Raw genomic sequence first — 15,633 nt, forward strand, 5'->3', positions numbered from 1 at the left:
AATGTCCTCCCTCTTCGGTTTAGCCGGGAACCCGGATGACGAGCGGATCCATCGGCTGCCCGGCCGCATACTGGCCGTCGAAGAGTTCGGACCCGTCCGGAGAAACCACGACGTCGACGTGATCCCAGACCAGGAAACCGCCGGCGTCGCGGGGTTTCGAGGGGCTGAGGAAGCCGACGGCGGTGCGGTCCTGGCCGCTGTCGTCCCCGGTGCTGATGGACAGCACGCCGCTGCCGCTGGAAAAGGTGACCCAGGGGTCCAGCAGCCGGACCAGGAGCATGCCGTGGTGCCCGGCGAGCCGAACGTCGCCACGGAAGCGCAGCACGCCGGTACCGCGCGCGACGTCGTAATCGGAGGTTTCGGGGCTGAAGCAGAACAGCGAAGTTCCGGCCACGGTTGCCCCGTCGGTCGCTGAAACGGACCCGTCCGGCAGGCTGGCGATGTAGTCGACGAAGCTGCGCTTGATGCCCCAGCTCAGGCCCAACGGCGACAGCGGATCGGGTGAAGCGGACGCTGGGTTCACGCGGGTTCTCCTGTGGCTCAAAGGCGGGTCTCCTCTGAGCCTAGCGGCCGATTGCCTGCGGTATGAACTGCCCTCCGGGCGGCGTGTCATGGAGCGTATTCTGGACTTGCCGTTTCCAAGGGGTGACCAGGAAGTTTCGGTTCCGAGCTGCACGCTGAAAAGCCGGGCACATGATGCGGCAATGGCCTTCTGAATTGTTTTTTGCAGTTGGAAAATGACCTTCCACCGCTCGTCAATTTCCAAGGGAAAAGGCAGAATATTGAAATTTCCCTGCCGGACCGGTGCGGCATTCACTGGTATGGCGGATGGGTTTATTTCCGCCCGCAGTCGTGGGATGCCGGCTGTCGCGGGCGACACGAGAGTGGCCAAAAGACGGTCGCTTCCGGTCTGCGTCTGGCCTGCGGCGACAGTTGCCAGGTCCCGGGATTGCCTACTCGACACCGTACCGTCGGCGGACAGCCGTGATACTTGCCAATCGACCGGAGTACTCACTTTAAATTCGCCAGTTACTTGGTGGCGTTCCCAGGGTGTACTCGACTTTACGCACGGTAAAGGAACGGGTAGCTTCATTGCTTGTTGTCCCCTGTTTTGCATGTCACGGTTTCCCTAGAAAGTCGGATGGAAGCGAGTCTCAGCACGACGTTCCAATAATTCTTTCCGGCTCTCCGAATAATGATTAAGTTCTAAATGGGGAAATCGGAGATCGATGTGGATAACTTGCGCGGCGCAACGCCGGTAATTTCTGTACGACTATTCGGCGCATTTGAGATCCGGCGAGATGGCGCAGTGCTCACGGCTGCGGACCTGGGTGGCTGCAAGCCCCGGCACATTCTGGAAATTCTTTTGCTGAATCTGGGGACACCTGTTTCCAAAACGCGCCTTGTGGAGATCCTGTGGGGGCCCCGGGCCAGCGGCGGCGCCGTCGCCACCCTGGAGAGCTACGTCAGTGGCATTCGCAGGGCGATCCAGCCGGGCAACACCAAGACGGGTCCGCTGCGCACCGCGAACAGCGGCTACGTACTGGACCCTCAACTGGTGGAACTGGATCTCTCGGCGTTCCAGCAGTTGCTCAATGCGGCCCGGCATGCCGCTCCGGCCGAGGCCCATACGCTGTCCATGCAGGCTCTGGAAATGGCCGCCGAGCCGTTGCTGGGTTTTGAACTGGTGGCTGACTGGGCCGAAGAGGCCCGGTTGCGGCATGCTGCCGAGAAGGTCGCCGCCCAGGTCCTCGCGGCCGAGACCGCGGCCTTTCTGGACAAACCAGACCTGACCATTTCGCTGGCGCAGTCCGCTGTCCAGGCCGAACCGCTTAACGAACGTGCGTGGACCATTCTTGTTGCGGGATACGAACAGGCCGGTCTTCCGGTGGAGGGGCTGTCGGCCTATGAGCGCTGCCGCCGGCTGTTTGACCGCGACCTGGGCTGCACTCCGGGCCCTGCCCTGCAGGCCGCCCACCTGAGGCTGCTCCGACAGCGCGCCGAGGGTAACACCGAACTCTCGGAAGTCCTTGCGGCGCTGCTGTACCTGGGGGAGCGGCTGCACGGACCCAAGTGCACGCAGCACCCCGCCGAGGAATCCCGGCGCATGCAGGAGAACGCCGGCAGGGTCCTCGACTCGTTCCTGCAGCAGGCGCTGGCCGTCGCCGTCTGACCGGTTCGCGCGGAGCCTTTCCCGCAGCCGGTGTTGCCCGCCAGACTGGTCACGCGGCTTTGACCACGGGGAGTTCTGCCCAGTGCGTCGTGTACCGCGGGGACAGCATGTCCCGCTTCATGCTCCAATCCGGTCCGCCCCGGATCCCGGCGAAGCCGAGGCCGATCGACCCCCGCCCGTATCTCCGGCTGACGTCCTCCAGCAGTGGGCCGATGCCTCGTTCCTCGTGCGGATTTTCGAAGATTGCCAGCGGCGCCTGGTTGCCGGTGGGGCGCAGATCGGTGACCATGATCCCCGCGCGGACGTACTTGACGCCGTCGTCAATCCGGGGGAGCAGGGCGTACGCCGCTCTCGCCAGGAGGACGGGATCGGCGGTGGGCATCGGCAGGGGCACGTAGACGGTGGGGTACGAGTTGTCCTGCGGGTCGTAGAAGGACGTGGCGGCGAACGCCGTCAGAAGCTTGGCCTGGAGCCGGTGCTTCGCCAGCCGGGCGCTGGCCTGCTGGGCGTAGATGCCCAGCACCTGGCGCACCCCGGCGCCGGTGGTGATCGGTGTGGCAAAGGAACGGCTGAAGATGAGCTGGTCGCGGCCGATCCGTTCCTCTTCCAGGGGGATGCACGGTGTTCCGTTGAGCTCCAGGACCGTCCGCATCAGCACCACCGAAAAGCGGTCCCTGATCTTGATGGGGTCTGCGCGGGCGAGGTCCAGGACCGTGTGGATATTCTGTGCGTTCAGCCGTTTGGTCAGCCGTGCTGCCACTCCCCAGAGCTCGACCACGGACAGGCCCGCCATGAGTTTCTCCCGCCGGGCGGCGGGAACAGCGTCCCAGTGGCAGACGCCGTCGAACGCCGGATTGTGCTTGGCCCACTTGTTGGCCAGTTTCGCCAGGGTCTTGGTGCCGGCGATGCCGACGCAGACGGGGACGCCGACGTTGCGGCGCACTGCGGTTTTCATCGTGTGGCCCAGCCGCTGCAGTTCCTCCGGGGTGCCGTTGACGCCGAGGAAGGCCTCGTCGATGCTGTAGACCTCCAGCCAGGCCGAGTAGCGGCCGAGGAGTTCCATCACCCGGGCGCTGATGTCCCCGTAGAGCTCGTAGTTGCTGGACCGAGCCACCAGCCCCCATTCCTTTGCCCGCGGTGCGAGCTTGAACCACGGCTCGCCGAGGCTGATTCCGAGTGCTTTCGCTTCGGGGGAGCGGGTGACCGCGCAGCCGTCGTTATTGGAGAGCACCACCAGCGGACGGCCCTCCAGCGAGGGGTCGAAGGCGCGTTCGGCGCTGGCATAGAAGCAGTTCACGTCAACAAGGGCCACGCTGCCCCGGCCCGGCATGGCCCTAGACATGGTGCAGGCAACGGGTCGCGACGCCCCAGATGACCAGGTCCGACAGTGCCGGCACCCTGATGTCCGGGTACCGCGGGTTGTCGGCCTGCAGCACCACGCCGGACGCCGTGATGCGCAGTCTCTTGACTGTGAGCTCGCCATCGAGGACCGCGACGACGACGCAGCCGTCGCGCGGCTCGAGGGCGCGGTTCACGATCAGCTCGTCGCCGTCGCTGATCCCGGCACGCTCCATGGAGTCCCCGGACACCCTGACGACGTAGGTGCTGGTGATGTCCTTGATGAGGTGTTCGTTGAGGTCGATGCGGCCGTCAAAGTAGTCCTGCGCGGGAGAAGGGTAGCCGGCGGCAACCGGCACCGGCGAGATAAGGACCGACAGTAGAGAAGTGCCCGCGTCTATCACGCGGGGCCCGATGATTACGCCCACAACACACCCTCGCTACACCCATATTCGAATATATGTTCGATGCTTCAGTGTAGCTCCGGGCGCCGACATTGGGCATGCCTCAACATGTTGCATCTGACGGAGGATCAGATCCGCGCTGCGGCGCAGCTTCCGCTTTCCGTCCTTAGTGTTCCGACTGCCGTAGCTTTGACTCTCAGTGCTGGGCAGGGGCGGGACTCGGAGTCTGGCCGGGAACGGCGAAAACTATTTTGGCGGAGCGGGAACCTTTTCGGGTCCTGCGGACACTACAAGGCATGAGGCTAATGGGGGACACCGACGAAGACCTGTGGCGTAAGTGCAGTGCAGGCGATGCTGACGCCTTCGGGGTCCTGTTCGACAGGCACGCCGATGCGGTCTTTCGGTACTGCCTGTCCCGGTGCGGTTCCTGGCACGACGCGGAGGAACTCGTCTCGATCACCTTTTTGGAGGCGTGGCGGCAGCGCAACAGACTCAGACCGGAGAGGGACACTGTCCTGCCGTGGCTGCTCGGCGTGGCAACAAACGCGAACCGCAATCGTGCCAGGGGATCGAGGAGGCACGCCGACTTCCTGGCCAGGCTGCCACACTCCGATCCCCGGCACGGCCAACCTGCAGCAGACCATGCGGAGGCAGTCGCCTCGAGGCTCGACGCGGAACGTGCCGTCCGCGAATTGCTTGACACGACCGCGGGGCTGAACGATGGGGAACGTGACGTCGTGATCCTGTGCCTGATGAACGGAGTTAGCCAGGAAGTGGCCGCCAAGACCCTCGGCGTCCGAATCGGGACAGTGAAATCGAGACTGCATCGCGCACGGGCCAAGCTGGCTGCCACGAACCGGGACCTGGAGCCCAAGGAACAACTCGACACGACGATCGTTGAAGCGAGGCTCTCATGAACCTGTCTGAAGTGACCTACCCGAAAGACACCAAAAACCGCGTCCAGAACCTCCTCGTCCAGGAGGCCCGCCGGACGCCCAAGCCGACCCCCCAGTGGCGCAAACCCGCAATGCTGACCTTCGCCGGGCTGGCACTGGCCGGCACCACCGCCGCCGGCGTCTACGTGTCATTGGCACCAGTGGAGGATAAACGGGACATCCGCTGCTACTACCACGCCGACATCACCACCAGAATGCCCGTCATCGGCTCGCCCGGGGAGACAAGGCCTCCTTACATCACCACCGGGACTTTCATCGCAGGTTTCGACACGGAGAACAACCCAAACCCGGACGATAAGAACGCCGGAATGAAACAGATCAACGACCCCATCAACCAATGCAGCAAAGCGTGGGATATCGGGACAATGAACCAAAGCGGAGAAACCGATGACCTCATCCCGGACGGTTTCGTGTCGCCTCCCCAAGGTCCCAGGGGCGACCGTATCGTCCCTGAGGACGCGAACATGGACCAAAATGGCAATCCCCTCTACCCCGGACCGGACAACCTGGCATTGGGACACTACGTTCCATTCCTGACCGCGTGCGTCGTCGACAACACCGTCGCCGTCATCCCCGGCCCAGCCGAAGTCTGCGCCCGGCTCGGAATCCCCGCGCTCGAGAAATAGCCGGAAGCAATCTGAGCGCTGGAACGCGTGCCCCCGGGGCCCGCCGGAACGAGTGCGCCCATCCGCCGACATCGGCGTCACTGCGGCCATCGTCCTGCGTCCTCGGGGGCCATGCGTACAAAAGCTCCTCCGCAGGTTACCGGCAGACTCTGCGGACTGCCGACCGCCCAGGACGCTGAGGCGGACAGGTACCAGCGGCCGGGATCAGGTGGGCTCATATGGAGTGCGGAAGAGGGTGGCTGTCCACTCCGGGTCATGCAGGACGATGACCCTGACCGTGCAAGAAGCACACGGGAACCGCACCGTCATCAACGGGTGACCGGTTAGGCGGTATCGATCCAGTAGCGTCGTTTGCCGTTGCGGGTGTCCTCGTATACGCCGCCGTTCTTTTCGATGGTCGCCCGGGAGCCGGTGTTGTTGTCATCGCAGGTGAGCAGAACCCGGGGAATTCCCAGGTTTCGCGCTACCAGCAGGGCGTCGGCCAGCGCGGCAGCCGCGTGGCCGCGGCGTCTCGCGGAAGGCCTGATGCTGTAGCCGATGTGCCCACCCTCGTTGAGGAGGAATTCGTTCAGCTCGTGCCTGATCGCCAGAGAGCCAAGGAACGTGTCACCCTCCACGACCCACAGGTAGGTGCAGGGCACGTATCCCGGCTTCCGCGGGCTCTCCGGCAATGCATCCATAGCAAGCGCCTCCACAAACCGGTGGAATGTCAGGGCATCCCTGAGTTCTTCCAGCGGCCAGTCCTCCGCGCCCCCGCCGTCCCTGCGGGCGCCGGAAAATTCAGCTGATCCTTCCAGCCAGGAGGAGTGGTATCTGACGTCCGGAGCGGTAAGGCGAGGCATCACAAGATCGTATGCGCAGGATCCCCGTTTCCCGTGCCGCCGGCTCGGCATTTCACGCCCTCTGACGAGGGGAAATCAGATTTTCAGGTTCAAGCTGGTTCGCGACGCCGTCCCAGCAGCCGCTCGCCCGCACCCAGGACGATGGGCGCGATGTGGAGCCGCAGTTCCACCGCCCGGCGGTTCAGGGCAGGCTCGGCGAAGGAATTCGCAGCGACGTTCGTTAGCTTCGTCACGTCGCGGGCATTCGACGAAAATCCGGTTGCGGCGGGCCCCATACTTGGAATGACCCCGGCGGATTCTCTCCACCGCCAGGCATGAGGAGGGTCCATGAAAACCTTGATGATTTTGCAGAGCACCGTGAAAACCACTGTCTCGAGCGAGTACTTCCCCGCGGCAGCGGTATTGGCCGGCGTGGTCTTGTTTTGGGGCATCGGGCTCCTCGGCGGGCTCTCCCTGCTGAGCAACCACCAGACGCTGCTGACGACGCTCAGCTGGTTGCTCTTCGTCTACGTCGCGGCCGTGCTCACGCCCCTCGCAGGGCTTGTCGCCGTAGTGGATCTGTCGCGCCGCTTGCTCCGGAACCGGGCGTCGGGCGACGCCGGTTCGGCCGGGACCGCTTCCGCGTAGGTTCCCCCGGCGGGGTTATTCGAAGCGCGACGGGTCGCCCATGCCGCGCCGGACGACTTCCGCCGTGCCGCTGGAGTAGTCAATGACAGTGGTCGGCTCCGCGCCGCAGTCGCCGGAGTCGACGACTGCGTCCACCACGTGCTCCAGCCGTTCCTTGATTTCCCAGCCCTGCGTCAGCGGTTCTTCCTCATCCGGCAGCAGCAGCGTGCTGGAGAGCAGCGGCTCGCCCAGTTCAGCCAGCAATGCCTGCACCACTTTGTTGTCCGGGATCCGAACGCCCACCGTCTTTTTCTTCGGGTGCAGCAGCCGCTTTGGGACCTCCTTGGTGGCTGGCAGGATGAACGTGTAGCTCCCCGGTGTGACGGCCTTGATGTTGCGGAACACGTCATTGTCGATCTGCACGAACTGGCCCAGCTGGGCGAAGTCCTTGCAGACCAGCGTGAAGTGATGTTTGTTGTCGAGGTGGCGGATGGTCCTGATGCGGTCCAGGGCATCCTTGTTCCCCAGCTGCGCGCCGAGCGCGTAGCAGGAATCAGTGGGATAGGCGATCAGCCCGCCGGAACGGACGATTTCCACCGCCTGGGTGATGGACCGTGCCTGGGGGTTCTCGGGGTGAACATCGAAGTATCTCGCCATGGCACGAGCTTACGCCCGACGGCGGGCGGCGCGGTGCCGCGCGTCCAGCCGGCAGTCGCCGACGCTTGTGCACAGACAGTTCTGTCTGATAGCTTCGGGGCCGACCAGACAATTCTGTCTAGGTCCGCTGACGGAAGTGTGTCCGGCGAACGAGCACCGAGAGCGAGACCCGAATGCAATCAATGGCAGGAAAATCTGTCCTGATCACCGGAGGCACCGGCGGGATCGGCAAGGCCACAGCGCTGGGACTGGCCGCCAGGGGTGCCCGGGTTGCCGTCACCGGACGTGATGCCGCCCGGGCCGCCAGGGCGGCGGAGGAAATCCGCGCTGTTGCCTCGGCCCCGGTCGACGTGTTCATCGCAGACCTCTCCTCCCAACAGGAGGTCCGCCGCCTGGCTGGCGACGTGCTGCAAACCCTGGACCGGCTCGACGTGCTCGTCAACAACGTGGGTGGGTTCTGGAACACCCGGCGCCTCACGGCCGACGGGCTCGAGCACACTCTCGCCCTGAACCACCTCGCGCCGTTCCTGCTGACCAACCTCCTCCTCGAGCGGTTGAAGGAGAGCGGACCGGCCCGGGTGGTGACAGTCTCCTCCGGAGCCCAGGCCATGGGCCGCATGGACTTTGCGGACCTGCAGGCCGAGCGGTCCTACTCCGGGCAGCGGGCGTACAACCAGTCGAAACTGGCGAATGTCCTGTTCACCTACGCACTGGCCTCCCGGCTCTCCGGCACCCGGGTCACCGCCAACGCGCTGCACCCAGGAGTTGTGGCGACGGCCTTCGGAGGCGAGGACCCCGGTTCAGTGCAGGCGTTCCTGACGCCGCTGGTCCAGCGGTGGATGAAAACTCCGGAGCAGGGTGCCCTGACGTCCATCCATCTCGCCTCGGCTGCGGAGCTGGAAAACCTCACTGGCCAGTACTTTGCCAACAGCAAGCCCAAGAGATCATCGAAACGCAGTTACAGCCAGTCCGATGCTGACCGTCTTTGGCAGGTCAGCATGGCCCTGGTCGGCCTCGGATCCGATTCTGAAAGAAGCACAATCCATCCATGACTCCACACCGCGCCCTCGTCATCGTTGCCCATCCAGACTTGGCGGCGTCCCGGATTACGGCACAACTCACCGACGCCGTCAGGGACCTCGACGGCGTGACCATTCGTGAACTCCCATCCGCTTACCCGGACCGGCGCGTCGACGCCGGCCGGGAACAGAAGCTCCTGCGCGAGCACGACACCATCGTGTTGCAGTTCCCCTGGCACTGGTACTCCGTTCCCGGGGTACTGAAGGAATGGATGGACCAGGTCCTTACCTACGGGTTCGCCTACGGGGCCGGCGGGGACGCTTTGCACGGTAAGCGGCTGCAGCTGGTCACCTCCACCGGCGGCCCGGCATCGTCATACACGGCCGAGGGGCACAACCGCTTCACCATGACCGAGCTGTTGCGGCCCCTGGAAGCCACCGCGCACCTCTGCGGGCTGAACATGGCAGAACCCCTGGTTCTGCATTCCGCGCGTCAGGTGTCGGCCGAGGAGCTGGCGGCGCACGCCGCGCGCTACCGGGAGTTGCTCTCTCCCGTGGCGGCAACTGTCGGCAGCTGATTATCCGGATGCAGCCCGTGCCGGCGTCATGCCGCGAGCGCCGCGAACATAACGGCAATGGACGCTGAGCCCGCGAGTTCCAGGAGCGCTTCCCCGCTGCGGGGACGGCCGGGGGTGCTGAGCCGCCGAAACAGGAGCAGGCACCACACGGCTCCCGCAAGCCCGAAGGCGAGCGCCAGGACGACGGCGGACTGGCTCACCCAGCCTTGCTCCGCCACGGGAAGGGCACCCGGCAGGGACAGCGCCACCGCGGGGCCAGCGTGGTGCGGCGCCTGGTCAGGGATGCCTGCGGCATCAGAAACCGCCAGCGTTCCATAGGCGCCGTGTAGGTCCATGGCCACCAGCATGTAGGCCATGGCGGCCATGGTCAGCGCGTCGTACAGCAGGCTGCCGCGGCCGGCTCGTTCCGCGCGGCCGCGCCCCGGACTGGCGGCGGGCGCATGCATCCCTGCAGGCGCCGGCCGCCAGGCGACGGCCCGGAGGACGAACCACCACGCGGCGAGGCCGAAGAGCAGGATCTGGGGGAGTGCGGGCCACTGGAGTCCGGGAACGACCATCAGCACCATGGCGAACATCATCCCGGCATGGAGCCCAAACCCCACCCGGTTGGCGGGAGGCGACGGGCGGCCGGCGCGGAACACCGCATAGAGAGACGCTGCCAGCAACAGAGCCGTCAGCCCCCAGCGCAGGAACTCGCTTCCGAACACGGTGCCCCGTCAATGCTGCTCGTCGTGGTGGATGCGCTCGCCGAGCCGCCGGAGGGGTTCCCCACTCCCGCTCCACTGCTTCGCGATGAACTCCGCTGCGATGGACACGGCTGTCTCCTCGGGGGTCCGGGCGCCGAGGTCCAGGCCCACCGGGCTGTGCAGTCGGGCAAGCTCCTCGGCGCCCAGGCCGGCCTCGCGCAGCCTGGCGATCCGGTCCGCATGCGTCCGGCGCGAACCCATGGCACCGATGAAGGCGACCGGCCGGCCGCGCAGGGCTACCTCCAGCAGCGGAATATCGAACTTCGGATCGTGGGTGAGGACGCATATCACCGTGCGCTCATCCACCAGGCCCTGTTCCAGCTGCCCGGCAAGGTAGCGGTGCGGCCAGGCGTTGACTACCTCGGCGGCATCGGGAAAGCGCGCGGGCGTCGCGAAAACTGCCCGGGCGTCACACACCGTGACGCGGTAGCCCAGGAAGGTGCCCAGCCGGGCCAGCGCCGAGGCAAAGTCGATCGCGCCAAAGACCAGCATTCGCGGCGGCGGGGCGTAGCTTGCGAAAAAGACGCGCATCCCGGCGTCCAGACGCTCCCCATCTGGTCCGTAGCTCAGGATGCCGGAGCGGCCGGCGGCCAGCAACCCCTGGGTGTCATCGCCCACTGCATGGTTGGCCCGCTCGGAACCGAGGTCGCCCTCGAAGCCGTCCGGCCGCACGATCAGGTGCCGGCCCAACCAACTGCTGTCGGGGTGCTCGATCACCGTGGCGATGCCGACGCGGCGCTCGCCGGCGATGTCCGCACTGACGGCGTCGAGTTCGGCGAAGCTGTGCCGCGACACTGGCTCGACGAAGATGTCGATGATCCCGCCGCAGGTCAGGCCGACGGCGAACGCGTCGTCGTCGCTGATTCCGTACCGCACCAGGACGGGGGTGCCGTCCGCCTTGACCTGCGTGGCCAGCTCGTACACGGCGCCCTCGACGCAGCCGCCGGAGACCGAGCCGACCGCTTCGCCGTCGGCAGTCACGAGCATGGACGCGCCGGGGAGCCGCGGGGCCGATTTGAACGTGCTCACGACGGTGGCCAGGCCGGCGGTGTCACCTTTCCGCCAGCCGGGCATCAGGGCTGCCAGGACATCACGCACGGTCGGTCTTCAGCCTCCCGATCGCCCGGATCAGCCGGAACGCGGAACACCGGCCCGCCCAGTACGAGACGCACGCCACCACCGCCACGAGGGCCAGAACCTTCCCCGGGCTGGACAGCTGCTCCGCCGCGATCCCCTTCGCGAGGCTGAGCGCGTCCAGGCTGCCGGCGGGGGCGGGCACCGGTAAGGGCGCGGATGCCCGTGAGGGTGCCGCGGGAACGGCACCCGGCGGCACGCCCGGAAGTTCCGCCGCCGGGGCGGGGGCCGTCGCTGCGGAAACCTTCGCCGCAGCGGCTGCCGCTTCAGCCTCCGCGTCCAGCCCGGGCGCGGGCGCCCCGGCTGCCGCTTGTTCTCCGGCTTCGCCGGGAGCCGCAATCATGGACTGCAGGTTGCCGGCGAACAGGCCCATCATCTGTTCCGTCACGCTGCCGATCACACCCTTTCCCATCGCGGCGGCCTTGCCGGACAGCGACAGATCGGCGCTGACAGTGCCGCGGGTGGTGCCGCCGGCCACTTCCGTCAGGAGCAGGGTCACCGTGGCCTCGGCCGTGCCCTGGCCGCGGGTTTCCTGGGCCTTGCCGCCCAGCACGGCGCGGTGTTCGGCGGCGTTCCGTTCGATGACGTTGAGCAGCCCCTTGTATTGCATGTTGACCGGGCCGAGCTTCACGGTCATGCCCACCTGGTAGGCGTCGTCCGAAAGCTTGTTCAGGATCCGGGCGCCGGGGACGCAGCCGGCCACGCGTTCAAAGTCCATGATGGTTTCCCAGACCGTGTCGATCGGCGCGACGACCGAGAATTCGCTGTTTATCTGCATTGGGTCCCTCTTCCCTTGAGTGATGTCCGGCCGTCGCCGCGGATTGCGGCCGCCACTTCCGCCAAAGCCGTGTAGCTGTGTCCGCTGACGAACGCGTCGCAGTAGGGCAGGGCCGCTGCCATGCCACCGGCCAGCGGCCGGTAGCCCGGGGCCGCCTTACGGGGATTGACCCAGATGATCCGGTGCGCCAGGCGCCGCAGCCGCGCCATTTGGACCGCCACCTGGTCGGGGTCCTCCTGCGCCCAGCCGTCGGAGAAGATCACCACTACCGCGCCCCGGGCTAGCCCGCGGCGGCCGTACTCGTCGAGGAAATGCCGGATGCTGTCACCGATCCGGGTCCCGCCGGCCCAGTCCGGCGCGGCCACTGCGGCGCGGGCCAGGGCCTCGTCCGGGTCGCGCAGCGCCAGTTGCCGGGTGAGGCGTGTCAGCCGGGTGGAAAAGACGAAGGCCTCGGCACCGGCCGTCGCCACTGCCCCTTGCAGAAGGGAGACGAAGATGCGCGCATACGGTTCCATGGAACCGGAAACATCGCACAGCATCACCAGCTTGCGGCGCTGCTCCCTGCGCCGGGCATACAACAGTCGGGTGGTGTCGCTCCCCGAGCGCCGGGCGGCGCGGACGGTGGCGCGGACATCCAGGCGGGCGCTGCTGTGGGCTGACTTGCGGGTGCGTCGGCTCAGGCGCGTGGGCGTGGCGAGCAGCAGCCGGGACGCCAGCCGCCGGATCTCCAGCACTTCCGCCTCGGTCAGCCGGGCGAAGTTCATCCCATGCAGCCGCTCCTCGGTGGAGGCCATGGCCAGCACGGCTTCCCGTTCGGGGACGTTGCGGTCCCCGGCGCTGTCCGGTCCGGCGGAGGCAATGGCCGGTGCAGTGGGCAGGTGGGCCGGCGCGCGTCCAGGGGCGCGGTCCTCGGCCGGGGAAGGACGGGTGCGTGCTTCCTCGGGGAGGGCAGCCGGGGACGCGGCCGGTGCCGCGGCTTTGCGGGCCGGGGCGGAGGGGTCGAAGCCGCCGCGGAATACCGCGGCGAAGACGGCGTCGAACACCGGGAGTTGCTCACGCGAGGCCACCAGCACGACGCGGGACGCCCAATAGAGCGATTCGACGTCGGACGGCGGGACCAGGCGGAGGGCCTCGGCCAGCCGGACCGCCCGGTCCGGGGAGCATGACAGCCCGGCCCGGCGCAGGGCGGTGACAAACGCCGCAGCCACGGCGGCTCCCTCCACCACGGGGAATGCGGCGGCCGTGTCCGGTGTGGTCCCGGCCATCACCGGGCTCACCCGCCCGTCCCGGCCACGAGCCAGTCAGCCCCGCGGGCGCCGACCAGTTCCAGGTCGTCGCGGTTCTTGACGATCGAGCCCAGGGTCCGGTCCGCCGTTGCGGCGTCGATGCGGTCGATGCCCAGCACGGCGAGCGCCGACACCCAGTCGATCGCCTCTGAAATCCCCGGCGGCTTGGCGAGGTCCAGGGTGCGCAGCTTCGTGATCACCGCGGCGGCTTGCAGCGCCAATGGGCCGCTGCTGGCGGGCACGCGGCGGCGGACGATTTCTGCGATCCGTTCCGGGCCGGGATAGTCGATCCAGTGGTACAGGCAGCGCCGGGTCAGCGCGTCGTGCAGGTCCCGTGTCCGGTTGGAGGTCAGGATGACGATCGGGGGGTGGGTGGCCCGGATGGTGCCCAGTTCCGGGATGGTGACGGCGGCCTCGGCGAGCAGTTCGAAGGTGAAGGCTTCGAATTCGGCGTCGGCGCGGTCGATCTCATCCAGCAGAAGGACGGCCGGGCGAGGACCGGGATGTTCGATCGCCTGCAGCAGCGGCCGGCGCAGCAGGTATTCCGGGCCGAAGAGGTCCGTTTCGGTGACCGCGGCGTCACGGACCTCGGCCAGCCGGATCCCGAGCAGCTGCCGCTGGTGGTTCCACTCGTAGAGGGCCTCACCGGCGTCGATCCCCTCGTAGCACTGCAACCGGTACAGGGGCGTGTCCAACAGCCCGGCCAGGGCCTTCGCCGCCTCGGTCTTGCCCACGCCGGCCTCGCCCTCGAGCAGGATGGGCTGCGGCAGCCGCACGGCGAGGAACAGTGCCGTGGCCAGCCCGACGTCGGCCAGGTAGTCGCTGCTGTCCAGCGCCGAGATGAGGGTTGCGACGTCGGGGATCCGCCGCTGGACGTCCTCCTCCGCTCCGGTGCGAGACGGTGTGCTCATAGCGCCCCCGCCAGAACGGCCAGGACGCGCCGATAGTCGTCTTCCGTGTCCACGTCCAGGGGCACCGCCCCCGGCACGGCGAGTTCGACGACGTCGTCCGCCCGTTGCTCCAGCAGTTTCCAGACCGCCTTGTCGCCGTGCAGGCGGGACAGCTCCGGGAACATCCGCCGGGTGAACGCCATAGGGTGGCCGACGCCGTCGGCGTAGCGGCAGACGGCGATGCCGGGGGAGTCTTGGCCCATTTGCCCGGAAGTTGCCGGCTCTCCGGTGAAAAGCAGCTCCAGCAGTGCCCGCGCATTGACGGCCACGACACCGGGCTGGTCACCGAGCAGCAGGACCACGGCGTCCGTGTCCGGGTGGAGCGCCTTGATGCCGGCGGCGATCGAGGAGGCGCAGCCGGCACCGAAGTCCGGATTGAGCACGATGTCGCAGCCTGTGGTGTCGACAGTGCGCTGCACTTCCGCGGCCGAGCCGCCCAGGGCCAGCACCGTCTGGTCAAAGCCGCAGTGCCGGGCGGTCTCCAGCACGGCGTCGAGGAGTACCCCGTGCCCGTAGGGGAGCAACTGCTTGGCCCGGCCCAGGCGGCGGGAGGCCCCGGCCGCGAGGACCAGCCCTGCCGTCCGGTGCTGTGCGGGGGTGTGTTCAGAGGGTGAGGGCATAACGCTCCGGATCTTTGCGGAAGGCCGCGCGGCAGCCGGGGGAGCAGAAGTAGACGGTGACGCCGTTGTACTCGATCTGCAGTGAGGATTTCACGGCGGGGACGGTCATGCCGCAGACGGGATCGACTGCCGTCGGTGGAACGGCCCCTGCAGCCGCCTCCGCCCGGTCCGGGGACAGTGCCGCCGGGGCCGTGCGTCGGGACGTCGCCCGTTCCTGGATGAGCTGCGCCAGGATCGACAGCGCGATCTCGCCGGGGGTGCGGGCGCCCAGCCGCAGCCCCGCCGGCGTGAAGACCCGCGAGCGCTGCGCCGGGTCGACGTCGAGCGACTCCAGCACCGCAGCGCCCCGCGTCCCGCTGGCCACCAGCGCCACATACGGGACCCCGGCGCGCAGGGCCGCCTCGAGCGCGGCTTCCTCGGCTTTGCCGTGCGAAGCCACAATCAGTGCCGCGTCCCCGGCCTGCGGACGGGCGGATTCCCCGTCGATGAGTTCCACGGCGAGGCCCACGCCGGCGCCAAGGGTCTCCAGGGCCTGCGCCACCGGGGTGGTGCCGACCACAAGCACCCGGGGAGCGGGGATCCGGGGCTGGAGGAAGATCTCGATGGCCCCGCCGCTCAGGCAGGGGTTGGACACCTCCACCGCGCCTTCCTCGGCGGTGCGGGACGGTTCACCGGGGACCACGCGCAGCAGCAGGGGTTCCTGGGACGCCAGGACCTGCAGGCTGTATTCCCGCACCGAGGACTCCACGCAGTTCCCGCCGACGAAGCCCAGAATGTCGCCGCCGGGCATCACGAGGGCGGTATCCCCGGCGTGGGCGCTGGTGGGGTGCTGGGCGCGGACCACCGTGGCGTGCACAAACGGCTCACGGCGGGAGGCGAGGTCGTTCGCCCGGGCCGCGAGGGTATCTGCCATCGACGTC

Annotated in this window: 19 protein-coding genes; 6 read left to right on the forward strand and 13 right to left on the reverse strand. The window is 67.4% G+C overall.

The window, feature by feature from the left end; genetic code table 11:
- Positions 1-19: 19 nt before the first annotated feature.
- Complete coding sequence (locus tag AC6EUH_RS12855) at positions 20-523, reverse strand: HtaA domain-containing protein (RefSeq protein WP_056426947.1); 504 nt, start codon at positions 521-523, stop codon at positions 20-22.
- Positions 524-1,210: 687 nt separating this feature from the next.
- On the opposite strand from AC6EUH_RS12855, the gene AC6EUH_RS12860 reads away from it, so the two are divergent.
- Positions 1,211-2,173, forward strand: a complete 963-nt coding sequence (locus AC6EUH_RS12860) for an AfsR/SARP family transcriptional regulator (protein ID WP_056426945.1) — start codon at positions 1,211-1,213, stop codon at positions 2,171-2,173.
- Positions 2,174-2,222: 49 nt separating this feature from the next.
- Here AC6EUH_RS12860 and AC6EUH_RS12865 read toward each other — a convergent pair whose 3' ends face one another.
- Together AC6EUH_RS12865 and AC6EUH_RS12870 are read right to left on the reverse strand one after the other, a co-directional pair.
- Positions 2,223-3,503: a Y-family DNA polymerase gene (locus tag AC6EUH_RS12865; RefSeq protein WP_499738916.1), complete on the reverse strand. Its 1,281-nt coding sequence runs from the start codon at positions 3,501-3,503 to the stop codon at positions 2,223-2,225.
- Positions 3,504-3,507: 4 nt separating this feature from the next.
- Positions 3,508-3,939, reverse strand: a complete 432-nt coding sequence (locus AC6EUH_RS12870) for a LexA family protein (protein ID WP_056426942.1) — start codon at positions 3,937-3,939, stop codon at positions 3,508-3,510.
- 272 nt (positions 3,940-4,211) lie between these two features.
- Here AC6EUH_RS12870 and AC6EUH_RS12875 point away from each other — a divergent pair, with 272 nt between their 5' ends.
- Positions 4,212-4,832: an RNA polymerase sigma factor gene (locus AC6EUH_RS12875; RefSeq protein ID WP_499738870.1), complete on the forward strand. Its 621-nt coding sequence runs from the start codon at positions 4,212-4,214 to the stop codon at positions 4,830-4,832.
- Positions 4,829-5,497, forward strand: a complete 669-nt coding sequence (locus tag AC6EUH_RS12880; protein WP_499738871.1) for a hypothetical protein — start codon at positions 4,829-4,831, stop codon at positions 5,495-5,497. The genes AC6EUH_RS12875 and AC6EUH_RS12880 overlap by 4 nt, the downstream gene beginning before the upstream one ends.
- A 323-nt stretch (positions 5,498-5,820) precedes the next feature.
- On the opposite strand, the gene AC6EUH_RS12885 is transcribed toward AC6EUH_RS12880, so the two are convergent.
- Both AC6EUH_RS12885 and AC6EUH_RS12890 read right to left on the reverse strand, forming a co-directional pair.
- Positions 5,821-6,339, reverse strand: coding sequence for a GNAT family N-acetyltransferase (locus AC6EUH_RS12885; RefSeq protein ID WP_499738872.1), 519 nt, complete (start codon positions 6,337-6,339; stop codon positions 5,821-5,823).
- Between the two features lie 89 nt (positions 6,340-6,428).
- The gene (locus AC6EUH_RS12890) at positions 6,429-6,572 is read right to left on the reverse strand and encodes a hypothetical protein (RefSeq protein WP_156367511.1); all 144 of its coding nucleotides are present in this window, start codon (positions 6,570-6,572) and stop codon (positions 6,429-6,431) included.
- A gap of 94 nt (positions 6,573-6,666) precedes the next feature.
- Between AC6EUH_RS12890 and AC6EUH_RS12895 the strand changes: the two genes are divergently transcribed.
- Positions 6,667-6,966 (forward strand): hypothetical protein, encoded by a 300-nt coding sequence (locus AC6EUH_RS12895; protein ID WP_235500128.1) that lies wholly within the window; start codon positions 6,667-6,669, stop codon positions 6,964-6,966.
- A gap of 15 nt (positions 6,967-6,981) precedes the next feature.
- Here the strand turns inward: AC6EUH_RS12895 and AC6EUH_RS12900 are convergent, their stop codons facing one another.
- Complete coding sequence (locus tag AC6EUH_RS12900) at positions 6,982-7,602, reverse strand: L-threonylcarbamoyladenylate synthase (RefSeq protein ID WP_499738873.1); 621 nt, start codon at positions 7,600-7,602, stop codon at positions 6,982-6,984.
- Positions 7,603-7,784: 182 nt separating this feature from the next.
- Between AC6EUH_RS12900 and AC6EUH_RS12905 the strand changes: the two genes are divergently transcribed.
- Entirely contained in the window at positions 7,785-8,654 is an 870-nt protein-coding gene (locus AC6EUH_RS12905) for an SDR family NAD(P)-dependent oxidoreductase (RefSeq protein WP_499738874.1), read from the forward strand.
- Positions 8,651-9,199: an NAD(P)H-dependent oxidoreductase gene (locus AC6EUH_RS12910; protein WP_499738875.1), complete on the forward strand. Its 549-nt coding sequence runs from the start codon at positions 8,651-8,653 to the stop codon at positions 9,197-9,199. The genes AC6EUH_RS12905 and AC6EUH_RS12910 overlap by 4 nt, the downstream gene beginning before the upstream one ends.
- 26 nt (positions 9,200-9,225) lie before the next feature.
- Here AC6EUH_RS12910 and AC6EUH_RS12915 read toward each other — a convergent pair whose 3' ends face one another.
- From AC6EUH_RS12915 to AC6EUH_RS12945, 7 genes are read right to left on the reverse strand one after another with little or no spacing between them, the layout of a single operon-like run.
- Complete coding sequence (locus tag AC6EUH_RS12915; RefSeq protein ID WP_499738876.1) at positions 9,226-9,906, reverse strand: DUF5134 domain-containing protein; 681 nt, start codon at positions 9,904-9,906, stop codon at positions 9,226-9,228.
- A gap of 9 nt (positions 9,907-9,915) precedes the next feature.
- Complete coding sequence (locus AC6EUH_RS12920) at positions 9,916-11,043, reverse strand: XdhC family protein (RefSeq protein WP_499738877.1); 1,128 nt, start codon at positions 11,041-11,043, stop codon at positions 9,916-9,918.
- Complete coding sequence (locus AC6EUH_RS12925) at positions 11,036-11,857, reverse strand: SRPBCC family protein (RefSeq protein WP_499738878.1); 822 nt, start codon at positions 11,855-11,857, stop codon at positions 11,036-11,038. The genes AC6EUH_RS12920 and AC6EUH_RS12925 overlap by 8 nt, the downstream gene beginning before the upstream one ends.
- Positions 11,848-13,134, reverse strand: coding sequence for a vWA domain-containing protein (locus tag AC6EUH_RS12930; RefSeq protein WP_499738879.1), 1,287 nt, complete (start codon positions 13,132-13,134; stop codon positions 11,848-11,850). The genes AC6EUH_RS12925 and AC6EUH_RS12930 overlap by 10 nt, the downstream gene beginning before the upstream one ends.
- Positions 13,131-14,054, reverse strand: a complete 924-nt coding sequence (locus AC6EUH_RS12935; protein ID WP_499738880.1) for an AAA family ATPase — start codon at positions 14,052-14,054, stop codon at positions 13,131-13,133. The genes AC6EUH_RS12930 and AC6EUH_RS12935 overlap by 4 nt, the downstream gene beginning before the upstream one ends.
- Positions 14,051-14,713, reverse strand: coding sequence for a nucleotidyltransferase family protein (locus AC6EUH_RS12940; protein ID WP_499738881.1), 663 nt, complete (start codon positions 14,711-14,713; stop codon positions 14,051-14,053). The genes AC6EUH_RS12935 and AC6EUH_RS12940 overlap by 4 nt, the downstream gene beginning before the upstream one ends.
- Positions 14,697-15,626 carry an XdhC family protein gene (locus tag AC6EUH_RS12945; protein WP_499738882.1) on the reverse strand — a complete coding sequence of 310 codons (930 nt, stop codon included), beginning with the start codon at positions 15,624-15,626 and terminating at the stop codon, positions 14,697-14,699. The genes AC6EUH_RS12940 and AC6EUH_RS12945 overlap by 17 nt, the downstream gene beginning before the upstream one ends.
- Between the last annotated feature and the right edge of the window lie 7 nt (positions 15,627-15,633).

This window comes from Arthrobacter sp. 001422645, from assembly GCF_059816125.1.